The sequence below is a fragment of the Xanthomonas fragariae genome, from assembly GCF_900183975.1.
Lineage (GTDB): Bacteria > Pseudomonadota > Gammaproteobacteria > Xanthomonadales > Xanthomonadaceae > Xanthomonas > Xanthomonas fragariae.
Map to the genome: position 1 here is coordinate 2,571,621 of NZ_LT853882.1, position 17,679 is coordinate 2,589,299.

Genomic DNA, 17,679 nt, shown 5'->3' on the forward strand with positions numbered 1-17,679 from the left:
AGTCCCACGGTTCTTGGTTCTGACAACGCACGGTAGCGATGGATGCGTGCGCTGGTCTCTCGATAACAAGGGGGCGATTATGCCGTGCTACGGCCTAAGTCCAGCTCTTCGTCCCATTCACGCCACCGGTTGACCGGTACCCGATCGATCTCTTCGCCGAATCCGGTGCCATTGTGACGTGCGGACGCCAATGCCTCGGCTAACGGCCCTCGGCGATCGAAGCCTGCGGGAAGTTGCAGGCTCAATACACAATACAGCGCGATATCGTCTTCGCGTTCCAACCCATGGCGGCGTGCCCGATGCATGCGGGCACGCACCAGACGGACTCGCGCGCAAGGACTCAGTCCCAGTAATAGGGTCTCATCGGTTTCGTTGGCTTGATGGATGATCGTGTAGGGTGCGAGCGCATCGTCCAGACGCGCGAGTTGGGCCTGTGTCAGTGCAAGCGCTGGCCATTGGGGTCTTTGCTCCATGCGTTGAAGTCGATGCGGTACGCCACAGACGTCAACCATGAACCATCCAACCGCGGGCCCAACACAGGCTGTCTGCTGTACAGGGCCGAGCACCGGCGCGAGCGCCGACATCACGATCACGTCCTGAAAGCGAAACAGCAGATTTCCTCCATCTGGCTGCCGTAGGCGTGTGAGGGTTCGCAGGTGATCCAGCAAGATTGCGGAACGATCGGCGATCAGGAAGCTGGCTGACTGGCGCAGATATGCTTGGGAAAACACGTTGTCCCACACCAGAGAGGCGATCGGTGCGGAAAGCAAGCGCGGGCCGTGTGCGCGGATGGACAGCGCATATTTCTCATACAGATTGGGTAGTTCCGCAAACATGTGCGGTTTGATGCCCAAGGCTTTTTGGCAGTCATCGATATCGGCGTAGCGTGCCGGGTCGATCAAGGCAAATAACTGTTGGCCTTCGCCCAGATGCGTAAGCACCCAGCGTTGGTAGGCGTCGGCGTCGGGTAAGCGAGGGTGCTTCATGCGGGTTCAGTCCACCCGCACGAATGCGCTATTGGTCGCTGCTGCTTGCTGCATGCACGGAGCATTTAGCTCGCTCTTCGGCCAAGCGACGAAGCTGCGGTTGAGCGTGGTCGGCCAAACAAACGACTTCTTGCTCGCCTGCACGGTGATGGTGCCGGGGCAGGCGAAGGTGAGGTTGCCGCCTTCGATGGTGACGCTGGCCCCGCCAGCCACCGCCAGGTGGATGGTCTTGCCCGCCGCCAGTTCCACTTCGGCATTGGCGCTGACTAGCTTCAAGCCTTCCTTCGACTGCACCCGCACTTCGTCCGACTGCGCCTGCACGTCCAGCGCGCCTTCGCCGCTGACGAGGCTCAGGCTGTTGGCTTGCGTTTGCCCGCCGTCCACCGCCGCGGCCAGCACGCCGATCGCCTGGCCGCTGTGCAGGCGCGCGTTGCCGGCGATGGCCGCTTCGCTGCCCGCACCGCTGGCCAGCGTCAGCGTCTCGCCCACGCTCCAGTGCAGGCCCTGGCCGGCCACCACGCCGATCCCCGCCGGCGCCGCCAGGCCCAGCAGCGCATCGCCGGTGTGCGGTACGCGGCCGTCGCCCGGGCTGGCGCTGCGCTCGGCCGCCGCGCCCTTGGCGTCGGCGTAGGCCGTGCCCGGCACCGTGGTCTTCACGCTGGTCAGCAACGCCTGCAAGGGCGCCTGATCGGCGATCAGCTTGGAGTGGTTCGCCTGGCCGACGCCTTCGTGCGCGGCCAGCGTCACCGTCTGGTGCGTGCCCGCCGCCTGCGAGAACGTCTTGCCCAGCGTCTGCAGCTGGGTCAGCAGCGCGCTGGGCTGGGTCGCCTCGCCGGCCGGGCCGCTGCTGCGCGCGTAGCTGCTCAGCCACAACCCCGAGGTGGCGCGCACCGCGCCCCATGCGTCGGTGCGCAGTTCGAAGCCTTCCCCGCGGAAGCTGCCGCGGTAGTTGTCGGCCTGGTGGATCAGGTGCCCCAGGTTCAGTTGCGTGGCCGCCTGCGTGGTCGCAAGTTGCAAGCGCAGTTGCTGGTCGCTGTCGTCGAACACCAGCCGGCTGTGGCCAGCGCCGCCCCATTCCTTGGATTGCACGCCCCACAGCGCGGTGGCGTTGCGGTGGTTGTCCGTGCCGCCGCCGGCGCCGTGCCAGGCCGGGGCGTGGCCGCCGGCCAGGTTGGCCTGCGCGCTGGGTCGGCCGTCGCCGGCCTGGGCATACAGGCGGGTGTCGGCCTCGGCGCTGGTGCCGCCGGGGGTGGCGGGAACGCCGGCTTCGCCCTTGCCGTTGTACAGCGCCCCCAGCACCACCGGACGGTCGATGTCCCCCTCCAGGAAGCCCACCAGCACTTCCTGGCCGATGCGTGGCAGGAACTGGCTGCCCACGCCCGGGCCGGCGTAGCGCTGCGCCACCCGCAGCCAGGTGCTGTCCTGCGCCGCCGGGGCCGACGCGTCGTGCTGGAAGTGGAACCTGACCCGGATCCGGCCCAGCGCGTCGGCATGGACCTCCTGGCTGCCGCCGGTGCTGCCATCGGCGCCGACCACGATGGCGCTCTGGTAGCCCGGCGCGGTCGGCCGCGGGTTCAGCCGCGCGCCGGTGCCGTCGGCCAGCACCGGCCGCCACGGCTGCTGCCGGTCCACCGCCTCGAAGGCGTTGCCGTAGCCCACCGCCTCGGCCTGCGCCCAGGTGCTGCGTGCCGCCACCGCGCTGGCGTCCGGCCATGCCGGCGCGGCGCCCAGCTGCGCCTGCGCCGCCGCGCGCACGTCCACCGGCAGGTTGTTGATGCCCGCATGCCACACCCGCGTCAGCAGCTGCGGCGCCTGGGTCAGCGTGAACCAGGTACCGGCGCGCAGCGTGCGCACCGTGCTGCGGCCCTGCCACGGCGACCACTGCGCCTCCTGCGCCTGCGCCATCAACCCTGCATAGCGGTCCGCTTCCTGTGCGCTGGCGAAGGCGTACATCCCCACCGGCTCGTACAGCTCGCGCAGCGATTGTCCGCCGCCGCCGTGCAGCGGCAGTTGCGCGCTGCGCGCCTGGCGCGTCTTGAAGTCTTCGCTGAGCACGGTCAGCCGGCCGCTGCCCAGCCGCCGGGTGGCGCCGATCGCCAACACGCTGTCGGCCGCCTCGGTGGCGTCGCTGCGGTGGTAGCGCAGCCCGCCGCCCTGCGCCGAACTGGGGTCCTGCGGTTGCGCGGCGCTGTCGGCGAACACTACCAGCTGGTGCCCGCCGGGCGACGCGTCCGCCTCCTGCAGCCGCCAGCCCAGCCCTTCCTCGGCCAGCAGCCGCTGCACGAAATCCAGGTCGCTCTCGCGGTATTGCACGCAGTAGCTGCGCGGCCGCGCCTGGGCCAGGAACCCGCTCACCTCGTCGCTCCACTGCCAGCTCGCCATCGGCGCGTAGTCGGCGAACACCGCCTCCACGATCTGCACCAGCGTGCGCTCCTGGAACACCCGGCTGTGCCGGCCCTGCGACAACCACCACGTCCACGGCACCAGGCCCACCCGGTAGCGCGCCAGACCGCCGTCGCTGCCCAGTTCGTACGCTTCGTGGATCAGCCCCGTGCGCGGGCTCTCGCCGCCATCGGCCAGCCGGGTGTACAGCGTCGCGCGACGCCCCAGCCACGCCTCCAGCGGCAAGTTCGCCTGTGTGCTCAGCACGTCCACCCACCACACGAACCCCTCGCTCAGGCGTTCCGACCCGCTCCAGCGCTCCACCACCTGGACATCCCCGCCAGGCAGCTGCAGGCGGTACAGGCGACCGCTGTCGGACAGCAAGGCCGCCTGAGAAATCAACGCATTCAGTGCTTCCATCACAACACCTCTGTCCCCGGGCCATACCGCCCCGGGCAACATCGTTTCCTGCCCCTGGAGGGCGAATTTAACAGACGAATCCTGCGGCGGGCATCACGGTCCGCCCTCTGCGGCGTCCCCTCAGCTTAGGGCTGCTCGGGCAATCCTGGCGGCTCGACCGACGTACCGGCTTTGTGGCGCCTGTTCTTCCGCGTAGACGCCTTTTGCGCTCAGGGTCAGCGTTGCGTTGGACAGACCGATGCTCAGCCGCGACAGCGCGGCGGCGACCGAAAACCAGGCCAGTCCATAAAAACCAGGCCAGTCCATCGCGGATCGCCGTCATGGGAATGCCGTCGACGCGATCGCGCACGCGCTTGCGTATCGATACCGCCGCGAACACGCCGAACAACAGCAGCGTGACGTCGTAGCCCTTCGCGTTGCGCATCGTTGCGGCGTTCCACAGGCCCAGCACATCGGCACCAACACCCAGCAGCGGCACCCGCGATGCGCGGACGAAGGCCACGGACGGCTTGTTGGCAATACGCGTTCGCATGATCACTCTCCTTGGAAAAATGAAAAAGTCCGCTTCCATGGCACGCTTGCGCCGTCTGCATTGCCGGCATTTCCAATTCGAAAACGCCCCATGGCATCCGTCGGGTGGCGCTGCAGGGATTCCCCCCTGGATACGGCAGCGCAAAGTCGCCGGACGCCACGAACAATAGACCAGGATGGCAGCGTGGTCCACGCGTGGTTACCGGCCCGGGGATCTTCGATGACAGGGTCGGCGCTGGCACCGACGCGTCGATTCTCGCGCAAAGGCGATATCGGTCAAGGGTTTCCGCCCACGCCGCCGGCAAGCGGACTCGCAGGCGCCCCGCTAGGGACGACGACGTGGCGGCGGCAACCGCATGCGTCAAGCCGGACCTGACGACGGGCCGCTGCGCAGCGCGCGCCGCAGGTAGCGCGACAGCTCCCGCCGCCAGGTTTTTCAGAAAAAAATCTGGCCCGCCGCCCCACTCCAGGCACGCTAGAATCTCCAACGCCCCTTACCGACGAGAACTGCCATGCTGGATCTGGATGCCCTGCTGGCGCCGATTTCCGACCATCAGCCGGCCGGCGAAGACCTGTCTTTCTCCATCGAGTTCGATCGCATCCAGGAAGCCAGGCGCTCGGACGATCCGACCCTGGACCAGGGCGCGTGGCAGACCGATATCAAGTATGCGGACTGGTCCAGCGTCGCCCGCCAGTGCGGCGATCTGCTGCAGACGCGTACCAAGGACCTACGCCTGGCCGGCTGGATGACCGAGGCGACCACCCAGATCGACGGCTTCGCCGGGCTGGCGCTGGGTTACCGGCTGATCGCCGGGCTGTGCGACCGGTACTGGGACGAGGTGCACCCGCTGGTCGTCGACGGCGACCACGAAGAGCGCATCGGCAACCTGAGCTGGCTGCTGACCAATTCGCTGCATTGGTTGCGCGCGGTGCCGATCGCCTCGGGACCGCAGGGCCGTTTCGGTCTCAACGATTTCGAGGCCGCGCATACCCGCAGCGCCAATGCCGGATCCGGCGACGACGAAGGCCAGCCCAGCCTGGACCTGCTCGAGGCCGCACGGCGCGATACGCCTCACGATTTCTACCGGCAGTTGGTCGATGCGCTACTCAATTGCGCCGAAGCGCTGCAGTCGCTGCAGGCGGCGGTGGACGATCGCCTAGGCATCGACGGACCCAGCTTCAGCGCGGTGCGCGAGCAGCTGGAACACCTGCAGCGCACCGTGGCGCGGTTCGCCCGCGATGCCGGGCTGCTGCTGGATGGCGAGGCCGATGCCGGCCAGCACGACATGCCGGGCATCGGGTTCGGCACGGCCGCTGACAAGGACGCGCCGTCGGCGCCGCCAGCGCCCTCGGCGCCACGCGGGCCGGACGGTGCACCGACCACCCGCAAGGAGGCGTTGGCGCAACTACGTCAGGTCGCCGAATTCTTCCGGCGTACCGAACCGCACAGCCCCGTCGCCTACCTGGCCGAAAAAGCCGCGCGCTGGGGCGAGATGCCGCTGCACGTGTGGCTGAAGCGGGTGATCAAAGACGACAGCGTCCTCAACCAGATGGAAGAGATGCTGGACGTCAACCAGAACCTGGAGCAGTAGGTTACGAACCCGCCCCGTCCCCGCGCGTCGCGGGGGACGGCCGCACAGGCGCCTACTGGATCTTGAACTGGATACGCCGGTTGCGCGCACGCCCGTCCGGGCTGGCGTTATCGGCCACCGGTTGGTCGGGACCCTTGCCCTGCACGTTCATGCGCGCGCCGTCGATGCCCTTCTGCACCATGTAGTCCTTCACCGCCTGCGCGCGCGCCTGGCTCAGCGCGAGGTTGCTTTCGCGTTGGCCGACATTGTCGGTGTGGCCGATGATCAGGAAGCGCGCGTCGTTCATCTGCGACATCTTTTCCACCATCTCATCGAGGATGCGCATGCCCAGCTGCGTCAGCCGCGCGCTGCCGCTCTGGAACTCGATGATGCGGTTGCCCAGCGTCTGGTCCAGCACGCCCTGTTCCGAGCCGCCGAGCTTGAGGCTGTTGGTCACCGTGTAGGAAGTGTTGCTGGCCAGGCTCAGGTCGCTGGCGACCTGTTGCCGCTGCGCTTCGTTGACCACCTGCCCGCTGATCCGCACCGCCTGGCCGTTGACCTCGAGCTTGCCGGCAGACACGCGCTTGAGTCCTGGCGACACCATCTTGGCGACGTACTCATCCCAGTTCGGCGGCGAGGGAATCGACTCGACCTGCACCCGATCGACGATGCGGGCAGTGCCGTAGGTGTCCTGCAGGTTCTTCAGGATGCGGGCCTTGGTGGCCTGATCCGGCACCACGCCCTCCACGATCACCGGGCGTTCGCCGACACTGCCCGTGGCAGGCGCGGCGACCTGGGCGGAGGCGGCGAACGCGGTTATCAGGCCACTCAGGGCGAAGGTTTTGGCACTCAGGTGTCGCATGTTCATGTCCCCAGGAAAGTCTCGCCGAACAACTTGCGGGCCGTCTTCAATGCCAGGTCGCCCCGATCCAGATAGCTGGCTAGCTTGTTGAGGTTGTAATCGCTGTGCAGGTAGTCCTCGACCCAATCGGCGTCCTGCACGCGGATCAGGAAATCGCCGGCCTCGCGTGGGTCCAGCGCTGCGCGCAGCGCCTGGTGGTCGGCACCGTTGAAGCCGATCAGCATGCGCGGTGCGGCATCGTTGCGAATCAGCACCGCCAGTTCGAAATCGCCGCGCGCAATGAAGCAGGCGACGATGTCCAGCCAGAACGCGGCCAGCAGCGGCCGGTACAACGCGTCCTGCACCAGCGGAAGCTCCAGCGCCTTGTCCACCGACACGTTGCCGCCGGCGAGGATCGGCTGCAGCAGCAGGCCCAGTGCCGGCAGCAGTTTCTTCAACGACACGTCGGGATGGCCGGCCGCGCGCAGCAAAGCCTCGATCGAGCCGACCGTCTGGATATCGAGGAAGTCGTTGAAGGTGGCGTTGTACGCCGACGCGTCGGTGCTCAGCGTGTAGCGGGTGTCGGCGAGCGCGGTGAGCGCCGGGCCGGCATCGTCCGCGACCATCGCCTGCTTGGCCATCCGCGACAGCCCGGACCAGACCTTGGACATCGCAAGCGGACTGCGGGCGATGAACGACAGTGGCTCGCTGGCCTCCAGACGGACCGCCGACAGCAACGGGAAGCGGCGCTGCGACGCATCGCGACTGGGCTGGAAATGCCCGCACAGCACCATCTTGCTGCGCGAGCCCAGGAACGCGTAGTGGATGTCGGGCGCTTCGTCATAGAGCCGCTTCCAGTCGGGGTTCTGGCTCAGCAGATCCACGCTCAGGCCCGCCCAGCGGTCGAGCCAGCCGAGCAGTTGATGGTTGTCGGCCGCGCGCACGAAATCGCCGCGGGAAGGTACCTTGCCGAAGTAGGAAACGCCTACACTGACTTCGCGACTCATTGGCCACCTTCTTGTGCGGGTGCACCCGCCGGAACCGGACCGCGCGGCGCAGCGGCCGCTGGCGCATCGGCACCTACGGTTGTCGGGCTACCGGCCACCGTAGCCGGAAGTTGCAGGCCACGCTGCCAGTCGCCGCCCCCGGTAGCCTTGCCGGCACTCTGCACGATGCGCATCTGCACGCTGATGGACACGCCCTGGTCGCTCCAGGTGAAGCGACGGGTGGCATCGTCCACGGGTTCCTGGGCGGCTGCCTTGATCAAGCGGCTAAGGCCATTGTCGCCAGGCGCATTGAACATCTCGACGCTGCGCCCGTCGCTGGTGACCGCGGTGATCTTGGCACCGGGCACCGCACCGGCGTTCGGCCACTGCATGGTCATCCACTGCGGCGGGGTATTGCGGTAGCGCAGCGTCTGGCCAGAGATGTCAATGGTGTATTCGATCGCGCCTACCGCCGGCGTCGGCAGGATCTCGAAGATGCTGACGTCCTTGGCCACCGCGCCGGACTGGCCGCTTACCCAGTTGCCGTAGTTGGCCACCAGTTCGCTGGACAAGGCGATGCCGATGCCCGCCCAACGCCGCGATTCGAGCAGGTTGCCGCGCTGGATCACCAAGGTGCCGAGTGCGTCCTTGTTGAACGCGGCGATCGCGCCGCTGGCGCCAAAGATCGCAGCCACGTCGCCGGGGGCGGCATCCACGTCCGTGTTGAGGTTGAACGGATAGCGCTGGCCGATGCCGTTACGGAACGGTTCGTAGACCTGCGCCGCCCACACCCGGTTGATCTCGTTCTCGGTCGGCGGCACCAGCGCGGCGAAGGTCTGGGTCAACGGACGCAGCAACAACGGACGCATCGCGTCGCGCTGGGTTTCATCCAGCCCGGTCAGCATCTGCTCGTCCACCAGGGTCAGCGCGGCGCTGAGTTCAGAGCCTTCGTTGCTGAAGGTGTCCTGCATCAGCTTGCGCGCGCCGACGCCGATCTGGCCCTGGTTCTTGATCGCGTTCATGCGCGTGCGCAACTTGGCCAACTTATCGAAGTAGGCATCGATGACCGCCGGCTCGTCCTTGCGCTTGGTCATCAGCCGCGCCAGGCCCTCGAAGGTCTTGCCGATCGGGCCGACCGGCTGCTGCTCAGCCTTGCGGGCGTCGGCCGGATCGCTGCGCAGGATCACCCGCTGGAACCAGGCGACGGCCCCGCCGGACGCCTTCTTCGATAAGGCGTCGGCCATCGGGTTGTCCCAGATTGTCTGCTCGTTGATCTTTTCCAGCAGCTTGCGCAACGGCGAGTTGGCCGGATCGCCGATGCGATTCATCCGCGACAAAGCCTGGTCGAAACCCTGGAACGGCGCCACGCTGACGCCCTGGATGAACTTGCGCCACTCCTGCGCGTATTCCTGCTTGTACGCCTTCACCAGTTCGCGCGCGACGTGCTCAGGGCTGCCGGCCAGCGACAGGTCGCTCTGCTCGCTCGTGTCCAGGACCCAGTCGGTGGTGCTGAGCTGCGTATTGGCCGCTTCCTTGATCGCGTCCTTGACGTATTCTTCCCACGCCTCGCGCGAGAACGCGCCGGAAATGGCATAGCTGCCGGTGATCGCGCCGCTGTTGGCTTCCTCGCCGATCAGCGCGTTGACCGTCATCGTGGGGAAGCGCGCCGCCGCGCGCGCCTTGATCTGCGCGAACACGCGTTGCATCGCCGGCTGGCCCTTCATCACCCTGGTCAGCGCCTCGCGGCTGTCGTTGACCAGGGTGACCTTGGTCTGCACCTGCGGCCACTGCGCATCTTCGGCCTGGGCGACGTAGAACGTCATCAGCTTCTCGGCCGCGCGGGTCATCTCCTCGCGGGTCATCTGGCCGCGATTGGCGTCCAGCCAGCCGCGCCAGAACAGGGTCAGCTGCTGCGTCAGGTGCGCGCTCTCCACGTGCTTGCGGTTGCCCAGCATCAGGTAGGTCTTCAGCGCGTTGTAAGCGTCGTTGGTATCGGTCGGCGACGCGTCCTGATACAGCACGCTGTCTTGCTGCGCGGCCTGCTGCGGGCGGGCCGACTTGCCGAGCCTGTCGCGCTCGCCGACTACTTGCCCCAGGAACGACTCCAGATTGGCGGTGGTCGGCTCAAGCATCACCTGGCGCATGCCGTTGTAGTACTCGGCCAGCAGCTTCTTGCGGATGTTGCCGCCCTGGTACAAGCCCAGCCCGGAGGTGATGCCGCCCTTTTGCTTGTAGCGGTCCAGCTGCTCGAGCCGATCCTGCAACAGCAGCAGTGCGTCGATGCGCGATTGCAAGTCGACCCGGTTGGCCTGCACGCGCACGGCCTGATCCAGATCCTTGGTGGCGTTGTTCACCAGTTGCACATTGGTGGTGTACGACCAGGTCCACAGACCCAGCGCCAACGCCAGCACGGCGACGCCACCGAGGAAGACACCGTAGCGCAGGCGGTTCTGGTGCGGGCTGGAGTACTGCCGGACGAGCTGTTTGTCGGCGAAGATGACCTTGCGGAACAGGTGTTTCAGGAAGTAAGCGGTCTGTCCCGACGGCACCGCTTCGCCGGGCTGCGCACGCGCCTGGAGCGCGAACTGGCGGCTCACGCGCTCGGAGGCGTGGTGCACGGAATGGCCTTCCTGCAACGCGCTGCTGAAGTAGAAACCGCGGAACACCGGCTTGAACTGATAGGGGTTTTCTTCGAACAGCGTGGCGATGAAGGTGCGCAGCGCCGGTTTGATGCCGACGAACTCGAGCGGCAGTGTCAGCAGGCCCGGCGACACCTGACGCCCACGCTGCATCGCCATGTGCGCCAGGCTCATTTCCTTGAGGCCTTCGGCCAGTTCGTCGAAATGAATGTCGAACGCGGCCAGCGCATCGGTATTGGCGGTCGGATCATAGGGCAGGGTCGCACCCCACACGTTCTCGCGCTCGGACGGATCCAGATTGTGGAAGAATTCGGAGAAGCCGGCGATCAGGTCGGCCTTAGTGAACACCACGTATACCGGCGCGAACACTTCCAGGCGCTCGGTGATTTCCTGCACGCGCTGGCGCAGGTTCTTGGCCAGCTCGATCGCGAACTCGGGCTTGCTACCGGACAGTTCGGCGATGCTGGCGGCGATGATGATGCCGTTGATCGGCGCGCGTGGCCGGTGCTTTTTCAGCAGCGCGAGAAAGGTGAGCCATTCCAGGCGGTCTTCAACACTGACCGAATACCGACCGGCGGTATCGAGCACGATACCGGTCGTGGTGAAGTACCAATCACAATTGCGCGTGCCACCGATGCCCTGGATCACGTTGCCGCGATTGTCCTCGAACGGGAACTGCAACCCGGAATTCAGGATCGCGGTGCTCTTGCCAGCCGCCGGATTGCCGATGATCACGTACCACGGCAGTTCGTACAGCGCCGCCTTGCCCTTGAGCACGCCGAGGCGCGAGGACTTGATCGCCTTGACCGCCTCGAACATGCGCGAGCGCAGCGCTTCGGTGTCGGCGCGAGTAGCCGGTTGCGCGGCCGCGACCGCGCGGTCGGCTTCGCCTTGCACCATCGCATCCAGGCTGCGCGCGGCGCGGCGCGCCATGATCCGGCGCACGATCCACACCAGCAGCCATACCAACAGGCAAACCGCCAGCGCGACCGCCACCCACAGACCGATTTCGCGCAAGCCCTCGGCGCCGAAGTAGGCGACTGCGCCCGCGGCGAGCAAGCCTAAAACCATCCAGAGACGGTAGTCGCGAAGGTAATAACTGAGATTGCTAAACATCGGGCGCTGTTCCGGTTAGGCGGACGCCGGCACGGCGCCGACGTCGGTATCTTGCTGGGGGGAAAGACGATGGCTGACGAGCGTGGCAATACGCAGGCCTGCCTGATCAACGCCCAGCATCAGCACCGCTTGTCGCCCGGCGGCGACATGGGCGTGGGCAAGTGCGAGCATCACCAGCGGTTGCACCGCGGCCAGATCGCCGGTGGCGGCGGCCAGCGGCAGGCACTGCAAGGCGGTGTCCAGATGCGGGCAGGCCAGCGCGGCAGCGGCAGCGGCTTCGGCCGCCAGGTTGGCGCGGTGGTCGGCGTCGCTGAGCACCAGGTCCACTTGCGTGGGAGCGAGCGCGGCGCGCTGCAGCGTCTGCGCCGCCAGCTCTCCGGTCAAGCGCGCACTGGTCTTGGCGCCGCTGTCCAACGGCATGCCTACGCGCTGCAGCGGATGCAGCAGCACGTCGCCGGACGCGCCCGGCCCGCTCGCCAGCAAGATTCCGCTGGCGCCCTCGCCGGGTACGCGTCCGTCGGGCGAATGGCGCGTCATCAGCCGCCCGCTTTCGAGCATCTGCTCGATCTGCGCCTGATCGATCGTCGAATGGCAGGCCATGATCAACTGCCAGCCGTCCACCGCCGACTCCGCGCCACGCGCCAGTCCTTGCAGCCGCGACCATGCATCGTCGGCAGTCGCCATCGGGATGACCTCCACTCCGAAGCGGCGCGGATCCAGGCCGTGTTCGCTGGCGGACTCCAGCATCCAGTCGCCCAGCGCCTGGTGCAGCGACGCGGGCCAGTCCGCGGGCAGCCACAGCTCAATGCGCAGCACGTTCTGCACCTGCGCCTCGACCCGGTGACGCAGCCCGGCCACCACTCGGTCCTGGGCCTCGGGCAGCGGCGGTAGCGCCTGCGCAGCATCCAGCAACAGCGCCTCGGCGATCGGTTCGAGCAGTGCGATGGCACGCGTGTGATGCTCAAGCGGGCGCTCGTTGGCGCCCGCGTCCGATGTGGCCGAGGCGAGCATCGCCTCGGCCACATCGGACGCAGCCAGGTCCGGCACCTGCGCGACAAAAACCGGCAGCCCGTCTCGGTCGCGGAACTGCTTGTGCAGCACAGGCCGCGGCAGATTGCCGCGCAGCGCGAGAATGGCCTGCGGCTGCTGGCCCAGGGACAAGTTTACCGCACCGGCGAGCAGTGCCGGCCTGGCGCCGGAGGCCGGCGGCGCCTCCGGAGAAGATGAACTCGCAGCGGCCGCTTTGGAATCGCTGTGCTCGACAGCCTTGGCCGCAGCGCTGTCTGCTGCGTCGGTGGCGCGCGACAGCGAGCGCCGGCCCATATCGCGCAACAGCCAGCTGCCGCCCAGTAGGCTTGCAGGCAGGATGCCCAGATAAGTCAGCATCTCCATGCCGTTGGGCGTGGTGCCGCTGCTGCGCCAGTAGAAGATCGAACCACCCCACGCAACACCGAAAGACACGGCCGCAGACAACGCGCTCCGAACAATTCCGGACATTAGCATCCTCGCTCCATGAGTGGATTAGGCATCGACGGGAGCCGAATCACCTTGCCTCGTCATCCTATGCCGGTCGTTCCCTGGGTTGAAATCAGTGCCCCCCCGCAGGCGGTCTTGTCCCCATGCCGGGCCACCGGCTTGCCATCGATCATCACCGTGGCGTCGCCGCTGGCGATCTCAGTCTGACCGTGCACCCTGCACACCACCTTGTCGCCGATACGCGCCACCGGCTTGCCGTCCACATCGGTTTCGGCCGAACCGGTGACCACGCTGCCGCCATGATCAAGCTGATCGCCCACAAGAATAAAAGGTCGTGACATCAGTATTACCTCCATGGTCGTTGCGCCGGGGCCGGTCCGTCGCCGCCATTCGCCCCCGTGGGGCGCGATCGCCGCCACGGAGGAGAATATAACAGGAGTTCAGCCCCGGCTCACCCTTGGGCCAATTCGGCGCGCTTGACGGCGCGGGCGCTGCGGCAGGCCTCCAACTTCTCCACATGCACGTAGTCCTTGATGCTGCGCCAGCTGCCGCCCCACTCCAGCCCGGCCTGCTGCGCCAGCTCGCCGTAGAGGAAGTAGGCGCGTTTAGTCCACGGATCGCCCATGTCCCACTGCAGCTTGCCGTCGCGCAGCGGCGCGCTGTCCACCGCCAGGCCGTACTGGTGGCAGCTCTGCCAAGCGCTGGCGCGGGTGGCGCGTCCGCCGCCCATCAACTCGGCCTGGCGCTCCGGGCTGCGATACCCCTCCACCAGCACCATTTCGTAACCGTACTGGCGACGCATGACCTCGTAGATCGCGAGCACGCGCTGCTGTAGGTCGGCATTGATGTTTTCCCAGCGCCGGTCCGCAGTGACGATCTCCGGGCGGGTGCGGCGGATCTCCTCGGTGGCGAATACCTCCGGCGGCGGCGGCGGCGGTGGCACCAAGCGTTCGCCGCGCAGCAGCTGCGCCACCATACTGCTGGATTCATTCATGTCCTCGGCACGGAAATCCTCCAGCGCCACGTTCTGCCGGACCATCAGGATCACGCTCGGCGGCACCAGCAAGAGCAGCGTCGCGCACAGGATGACCCAGCGATGACGCCGAAAGAAATCCTTCACCCCGCCGATCCCGCCGCGCACCCCCTCGCCGACTCCGCCAGCGCTGCGGCCCACGCGCTGGCCGACCCGCCCGGCGCCTTGCCGAAGGCCGCGCAGGCGCTCGCCTAACCAGGCCTGCACCCGCTCCAGCGCCTCCGGAAACAACAGCAGCCAGCAGGCGATAGACACCACCAGCAGGAAGATCACCACGCCCGCAACGACGACTGCCACTACATCCTCCTGATGATGCTGCTTCCTGTGCAGTTGACGGGCCAGCGCCAAGCACTAGAATGAAGATAGACGAATCCCAGGCGCTCGCCGAACAAGGGCTGGATTGCACTTGAATAATGGCGGATTAAATCGCCCGAGTCTTCTTTCGGGCCACGGACAGACCCAGCCACCCGGCTCCGGGCGCATTTTGGCCGATATGGAAGGCCGCGCAACCAGCGCGCCGTCCAGCGTCCGTGCCAAGGCGCCGCGGACCCACTCCACCCGCTTAGTGTTGATCGCCGTCCTCGGAGTGGCGCTGCTGGGCGCGGCGTTCACGGCGCTGCGCTGGAATGCCGGACGTGCCGAGGCCGACGCCGAGTTCGACGCCTACACCACCGTGCAGGCGACCGACACCGTCTCTTCCGCCAATCCCACATCGGTCGCCGGCGCCGCCGCCACAACACCGGCGCCGGGCGGCGCAATGATCGTAGACGACAAAGCCGTCAGCGATCCGACCCGCGCCGTCGACGGATTGCCCAGCGCCTCATCCGCCAGCACCGCGGCGGCGCCGGCCAAGCCGGCAGCGGCCACCTCGCAACGCAAGCCACGCGTTGCACCGGCCAACGGCAAGCACGTACAGGACGACAACAGCGACCTGCTGGCCACACTGATGGGCATCATCAAGCGCGACGAAAAGCCGACGGCAAAACAAGACTCGATTGATTCGCTGATCGCGAAGATCCAGGCCGATGACAGTAAGAACGCGACCGAGACCGACGCGGCATTCGACGCGATCGACTCGCACTCGGCGTCGACCAGCTCCAACGTGCAGACCCAACTGCGTCAATGTCCAGGCGCCAACACGATGGCCGGCCTGGAGTGTCGCAAGAAGATCTGTGCAGCGCTCACCGGCAAAGATCCGGCCTGCCCGGCGCACTGACGCGGCGCATCGCAAGCGATTCCTCGCCATGGTGGCCATGGGCGCCACGTCGCTGCACTATCTGGCGCCGCCACGCGAAGTGGTATGGGTCGGGTTGCGCTTGAACACGCGCCGGCCCAGCGGGTCGTAGCCGTAGTGGGTGGCTTGGCCTGCCTTGCGGCTTTCGGCCAGGCGGTGGTTGGCGTCCCAGAGCAGTTCCAGGTCGTCCGGTTCCGGGCCGTTGGGGCTGCCCTTGCGGATCAGGTCGCCGGCGCGGTCGAACACGTAGTGCACGCCGGCGTAGCTGCCTTCGCGGGTCCACTGCACCTGCTGGTCGTCGTCGCCGCCGGCCACCTTGCGCAGCTGCACCTGCTGCACGCGCGTGGCCAGGCGGTCGCCGGCCGGGTCGTTGAAGAAGCGTTCGATCCTGCCTTTGGGATCGGTGTGCTGCAGCAGCCGGCCCAGCACGTCGTAGCGGTATTCATCCACGCCCTGCACGCTGTCGCGGCGGTGGGTCAGGTTGCCGGCGCGGTCGTAGTCGTACGTGGTCTCGAACAACGGTGCGGCGTCTTTGAGGACCGACTGCGCGGTCAGCAGGCTGCGGCCGTCGTACTGGAACTGGCGCTGCACCTGCGCGCTGAGCTGTTCGCGGGTGGTGCGGCCCAGCGCGTCGCGCTCGATGGCGATGGGCGCATCGTCGTTGATCGCCACTTCGACCACCTGGTCGCGCAGGTCGTAGCCGAACGCGATCCGGTTGCCGGCGGAGGTCTCGCGCAGCACGCGGTTGCCCACTTCGTCATAGCCGTAGCCGACGCGGAAGCCGTCCTGCACTTCTTCCAACACCTGCCCCAGCGCATCGAACCTGCGCGTGGCGGTGCGATGCTGGTTGCGCAGTTCCACCAGCTGCCCGCGCGCATCGTAGGCGAACTGCTCCTGCACCTACTGGCCCGGCGCGCGCACGTCCAGCCCGGATCTTCAGATAGAGTCCACCGCCCCCGGAATAAATGAAAATAATCCCGGCAAAAAGCGCGAAATGCATTCAGGCAAAAGAAGATCATATTCGAACACATCATCAAAAGAAATCAGACTGACTCGACCCTCAGCGACAATAACTTTCTTTAGCCCCACCCGTTTCCAAGGGCTTGGAATAACCATAAATATAACGCCCTCCTTCTCTACGACTCTAATAGATTTTTCAACAACCCCATCCCTCGATAATCGCATTAAATTAAACGAGACGAATTTACCCTTCTCAAAGGAAAACTGAAAGACGTCGCCAAAACCCGCCCCTGCCGATCTGGGCATAGTTAGAATTTCGCTGATTATTCCATAAATAAATTTATCTATGGGATATGAGCTTTTAACGTCGAATCGCTCGGACTCCCCTTTCCAGAATGAAGAAAATTCTATGCCACTGAAATCAGATCTAAATTTCAAGTCAGAAACAGGGCAAAGGACTCTGTCGCCCAGTGGATTTTGATCCAATTCAAGCTCGGAACGTTCCAAGTCAAGGTATAGAGAAGGCTCTGCTGAAACCCGCATCTTAGGACTTCTACAATCATAAGAAATAACTGAGAATTTTGGGTTACTTATTTTCTGCACTGCGCACCCTCCAGAACTTCCCATGCTTTGTCGGACTTTTGCTTATTAGTCCCCGCACCATCATAAATACCTCTGATCTCACGACCCACCCGAGCAAAATCAGAAGAATCAATCTCAATATTTCCAACGAATCTATTACCGACAGTCTTTGGAATTACCACACCAGAAGCATTACCTTGTTGTAACAGATCGAATATGTTTGTCCGGCACCCCGTACAAACTCCGACAGGGAGCTCGCCGCTTTTGAAGTGACCCACCACATCACTGATTACCACTTTTTTTTCGTCAAAACCACCCCCCTCATCCAGGAACCAGTTTAACGCATTTATCTCCGCATGCCCAGCGCTACTACTTCTAGCACGCCGTGAAATGTCGCCAACGGTTACCGTCGCGGACGCTCCATTCATGGGCTCACCCCACAAACCGAGAGGGTCAGTCCATGCAAATGGATTTTGCACGTACGAATGACAATTCATACCTCCAACCAACCCGACTGGATCGCGTGACACGTATTGCCCCACGACGTTTTCGTAATATCGATATCGGTTATAGTGCAGACCTGTTTCTATATCATAATACTGCCCCTGAAACCGCAGGCGATTTTCAACAATAGATACCAGATATTCGTTTACCTCTCCCCAAGCGTTATATTCCACAAACCAAACCAAGTCCCCAGAGGCTGCTAATAGCCGCGTAGGACATCCATTGGGATCGACCTGATAGTGATAGCTCACCGATCGCCACCCCCCTGATTCAGCCAACCTAGAAAAGCTGAATTGCAGTTCTTCTTTTGCTCTATCCGCTGCGGCGAGCGCATTAACTTCCGGCGCATCTGCCGCCGATGTATTGACGGCGATATAACGGCTACCCGCCACCTGAGTCCTGCTGGAAGCGGACGGTT

At 65.3% G+C, this 17,679-nt stretch carries 13 protein-coding genes and 1 pseudogene; 2 read left to right on the forward strand and 12 right to left on the reverse strand.

Annotation, left to right across the window (positions count from 1 at the left end; translation table 11 throughout):
• Positions 1–77: 77 nt before the first annotated feature.
• From PD885_RS11900 to PD885_RS11910, 3 genes are all read right to left on the reverse strand, one after another.
• Positions 78–986, reverse strand: a complete 909-nt coding sequence (locus PD885_RS11900) for a DUF4123 domain-containing protein (RefSeq protein WP_088056899.1) — start codon at positions 984–986, stop codon at positions 78–80.
• 6 nt (positions 987–992) lie between these two features.
• Complete coding sequence (locus PD885_RS11905; RefSeq protein WP_088056900.1) at positions 993–3,788, reverse strand: type VI secretion system Vgr family protein; 2,796 nt, start codon at positions 3,786–3,788, stop codon at positions 993–995.
• 67 nt (positions 3,789–3,855) lie between these two features.
• Positions 3,856–4,320, reverse strand: a complete 465-nt coding sequence (locus PD885_RS11910; protein ID WP_002801804.1) for a YiaA/YiaB family inner membrane protein — start codon at positions 4,318–4,320, stop codon at positions 3,856–3,858.
• Between the two features lie 511 nt (positions 4,321–4,831).
• Here PD885_RS11910 and tssA point away from each other — a divergent pair.
• Complete coding sequence (tssA, locus tag PD885_RS11915; protein WP_002801806.1) at positions 4,832–5,911, forward strand: type VI secretion system protein TssA; 1,080 nt, start codon at positions 4,832–4,834, stop codon at positions 5,909–5,911.
• Between the two features lie 52 nt (positions 5,912–5,963).
• On the opposite strand, the gene PD885_RS11920 is transcribed toward tssA, so the two are convergent.
• From PD885_RS11920 to PD885_RS11945, 6 genes are all read right to left on the reverse strand, one after another.
• Positions 5,964–6,758 carry an OmpA family protein gene (locus tag PD885_RS11920; protein WP_040761886.1) on the reverse strand — a complete coding sequence of 265 codons (795 nt, stop codon included), beginning with the start codon at positions 6,756–6,758 and terminating at the stop codon, positions 5,964–5,966.
• Complete coding sequence (gene tagF, locus PD885_RS11925; protein ID WP_002801810.1) at positions 6,755–7,738, reverse strand: type VI secretion system-associated protein TagF; 984 nt, start codon at positions 7,736–7,738, stop codon at positions 6,755–6,757. The genes PD885_RS11920 and tagF overlap by 4 nt, the downstream gene beginning before the upstream one ends.
• Entirely contained in the window at positions 7,735–11,472 is a 3,738-nt protein-coding gene (tssM, locus tag PD885_RS11930) for a type VI secretion system membrane subunit TssM (protein ID WP_002801812.1), read from the reverse strand. The genes tagF and tssM overlap by 4 nt, the downstream gene beginning before the upstream one ends.
• 15 nt (positions 11,473–11,487) lie before the next feature.
• Positions 11,488–12,969, reverse strand: coding sequence for a hypothetical protein (locus PD885_RS11935; protein WP_002801814.1), 1,482 nt, complete (start codon positions 12,967–12,969; stop codon positions 11,488–11,490).
• A gap of 59 nt (positions 12,970–13,028) precedes the next feature.
• Positions 13,029–13,289 (reverse strand): PAAR domain-containing protein, encoded by a 261-nt coding sequence (locus PD885_RS11940; RefSeq protein WP_029996253.1) that lies wholly within the window; start codon positions 13,287–13,289, stop codon positions 13,029–13,031.
• A 110-nt stretch (positions 13,290–13,399) separates the two neighbouring features.
• Positions 13,400–14,278: a M15 family metallopeptidase gene (locus PD885_RS11945; protein ID WP_002801819.1), complete on the reverse strand. Its 879-nt coding sequence runs from the start codon at positions 14,276–14,278 to the stop codon at positions 13,400–13,402.
• Between the two features lie 268 nt (positions 14,279–14,546).
• Between PD885_RS11945 and PD885_RS11950 the strand changes: the two genes are divergently transcribed.
• The gene (locus PD885_RS11950) at positions 14,547–15,197 is read left to right on the forward strand and encodes a hypothetical protein (RefSeq protein WP_231892665.1); all 651 of its coding nucleotides are present in this window, start codon (positions 14,547–14,549) and stop codon (positions 15,195–15,197) included.
• Between the two features lie 78 nt (positions 15,198–15,275).
• Here PD885_RS11950 and PD885_RS11955 read toward each other — a convergent pair.
• The 3 genes and pseudogenes from PD885_RS11955 to PD885_RS22750 all read right to left on the reverse strand — a co-directional run.
• A pseudogene (locus tag PD885_RS11955) lies at positions 15,276–16,139 on the reverse strand (RHS repeat domain-containing protein); the annotation flags it as partial.
• A 12-nt stretch (positions 16,140–16,151) separates the two neighbouring features.
• Entirely contained in the window at positions 16,152–16,802 is a 651-nt protein-coding gene (locus PD885_RS20790; RefSeq protein ID WP_485130153.1) for a DUF8184 family protein, read from the reverse strand.
• Entirely contained in the window at positions 16,766–17,653 is an 888-nt protein-coding gene (locus tag PD885_RS22750; RefSeq protein WP_425512141.1) for an RHS repeat-associated core domain-containing protein, read from the reverse strand. The genes PD885_RS20790 and PD885_RS22750 overlap by 37 nt, the downstream gene beginning before the upstream one ends.
• Positions 17,654–17,679 lie beyond the last annotated feature (26 nt).

Coding starts and splice junctions, on each gene's coding strand:
- PD885_RS11900 (WP_088056899.1), bottom strand. CDS start 986: ATGAAGCACCCTCGCTTACCCGACGCCGACGCCTACCAACGCTGGGTG.
- PD885_RS11905 (WP_088056900.1), bottom strand. CDS start 3,788: ATGGAAGCACTGAATGCGTTGATTTCTCAGGCGGCCTTGCTGTCCGAC.
- PD885_RS11910 (WP_002801804.1), bottom strand. CDS start 4,320: ATGCGAACGCGTATTGCCAACAAGCCGTCCGTGGCCTTCGTCCGCGCA.
- tssA (WP_002801806.1), top strand. CDS start 4,832: ATGCTGGATCTGGATGCCCTGCTGGCGCCGATTTCCGACCATCAGCCG.
- PD885_RS11920 (WP_040761886.1), bottom strand. CDS start 6,758: ATGAACATGCGACACCTGAGTGCCAAAACCTTCGCCCTGAGTGGCCTG.
- tagF (WP_002801810.1), bottom strand. CDS start 7,738: ATGAGTCGCGAAGTCAGTGTAGGCGTTTCCTACTTCGGCAAGGTACCT.
- tssM (WP_002801812.1), bottom strand. CDS start 11,472: ATGTTTAGCAATCTCAGTTATTACCTTCGCGACTACCGTCTCTGGATG.
- PD885_RS11935 (WP_002801814.1), bottom strand. CDS start 12,969: ATGTCCGGAATTGTTCGGAGCGCGTTGTCTGCGGCCGTGTCTTTCGGT.
- PD885_RS11940 (WP_029996253.1), bottom strand. CDS start 13,289: ATGTCACGACCTTTTATTCTTGTGGGCGATCAGCTTGATCATGGCGGC.
- PD885_RS20790 (WP_485130153.1), bottom strand. CDS start 16,802: ATGGGAAGTTCTGGAGGGTGCGCAGTGCAGAAAATAAGTAACCCAAAA.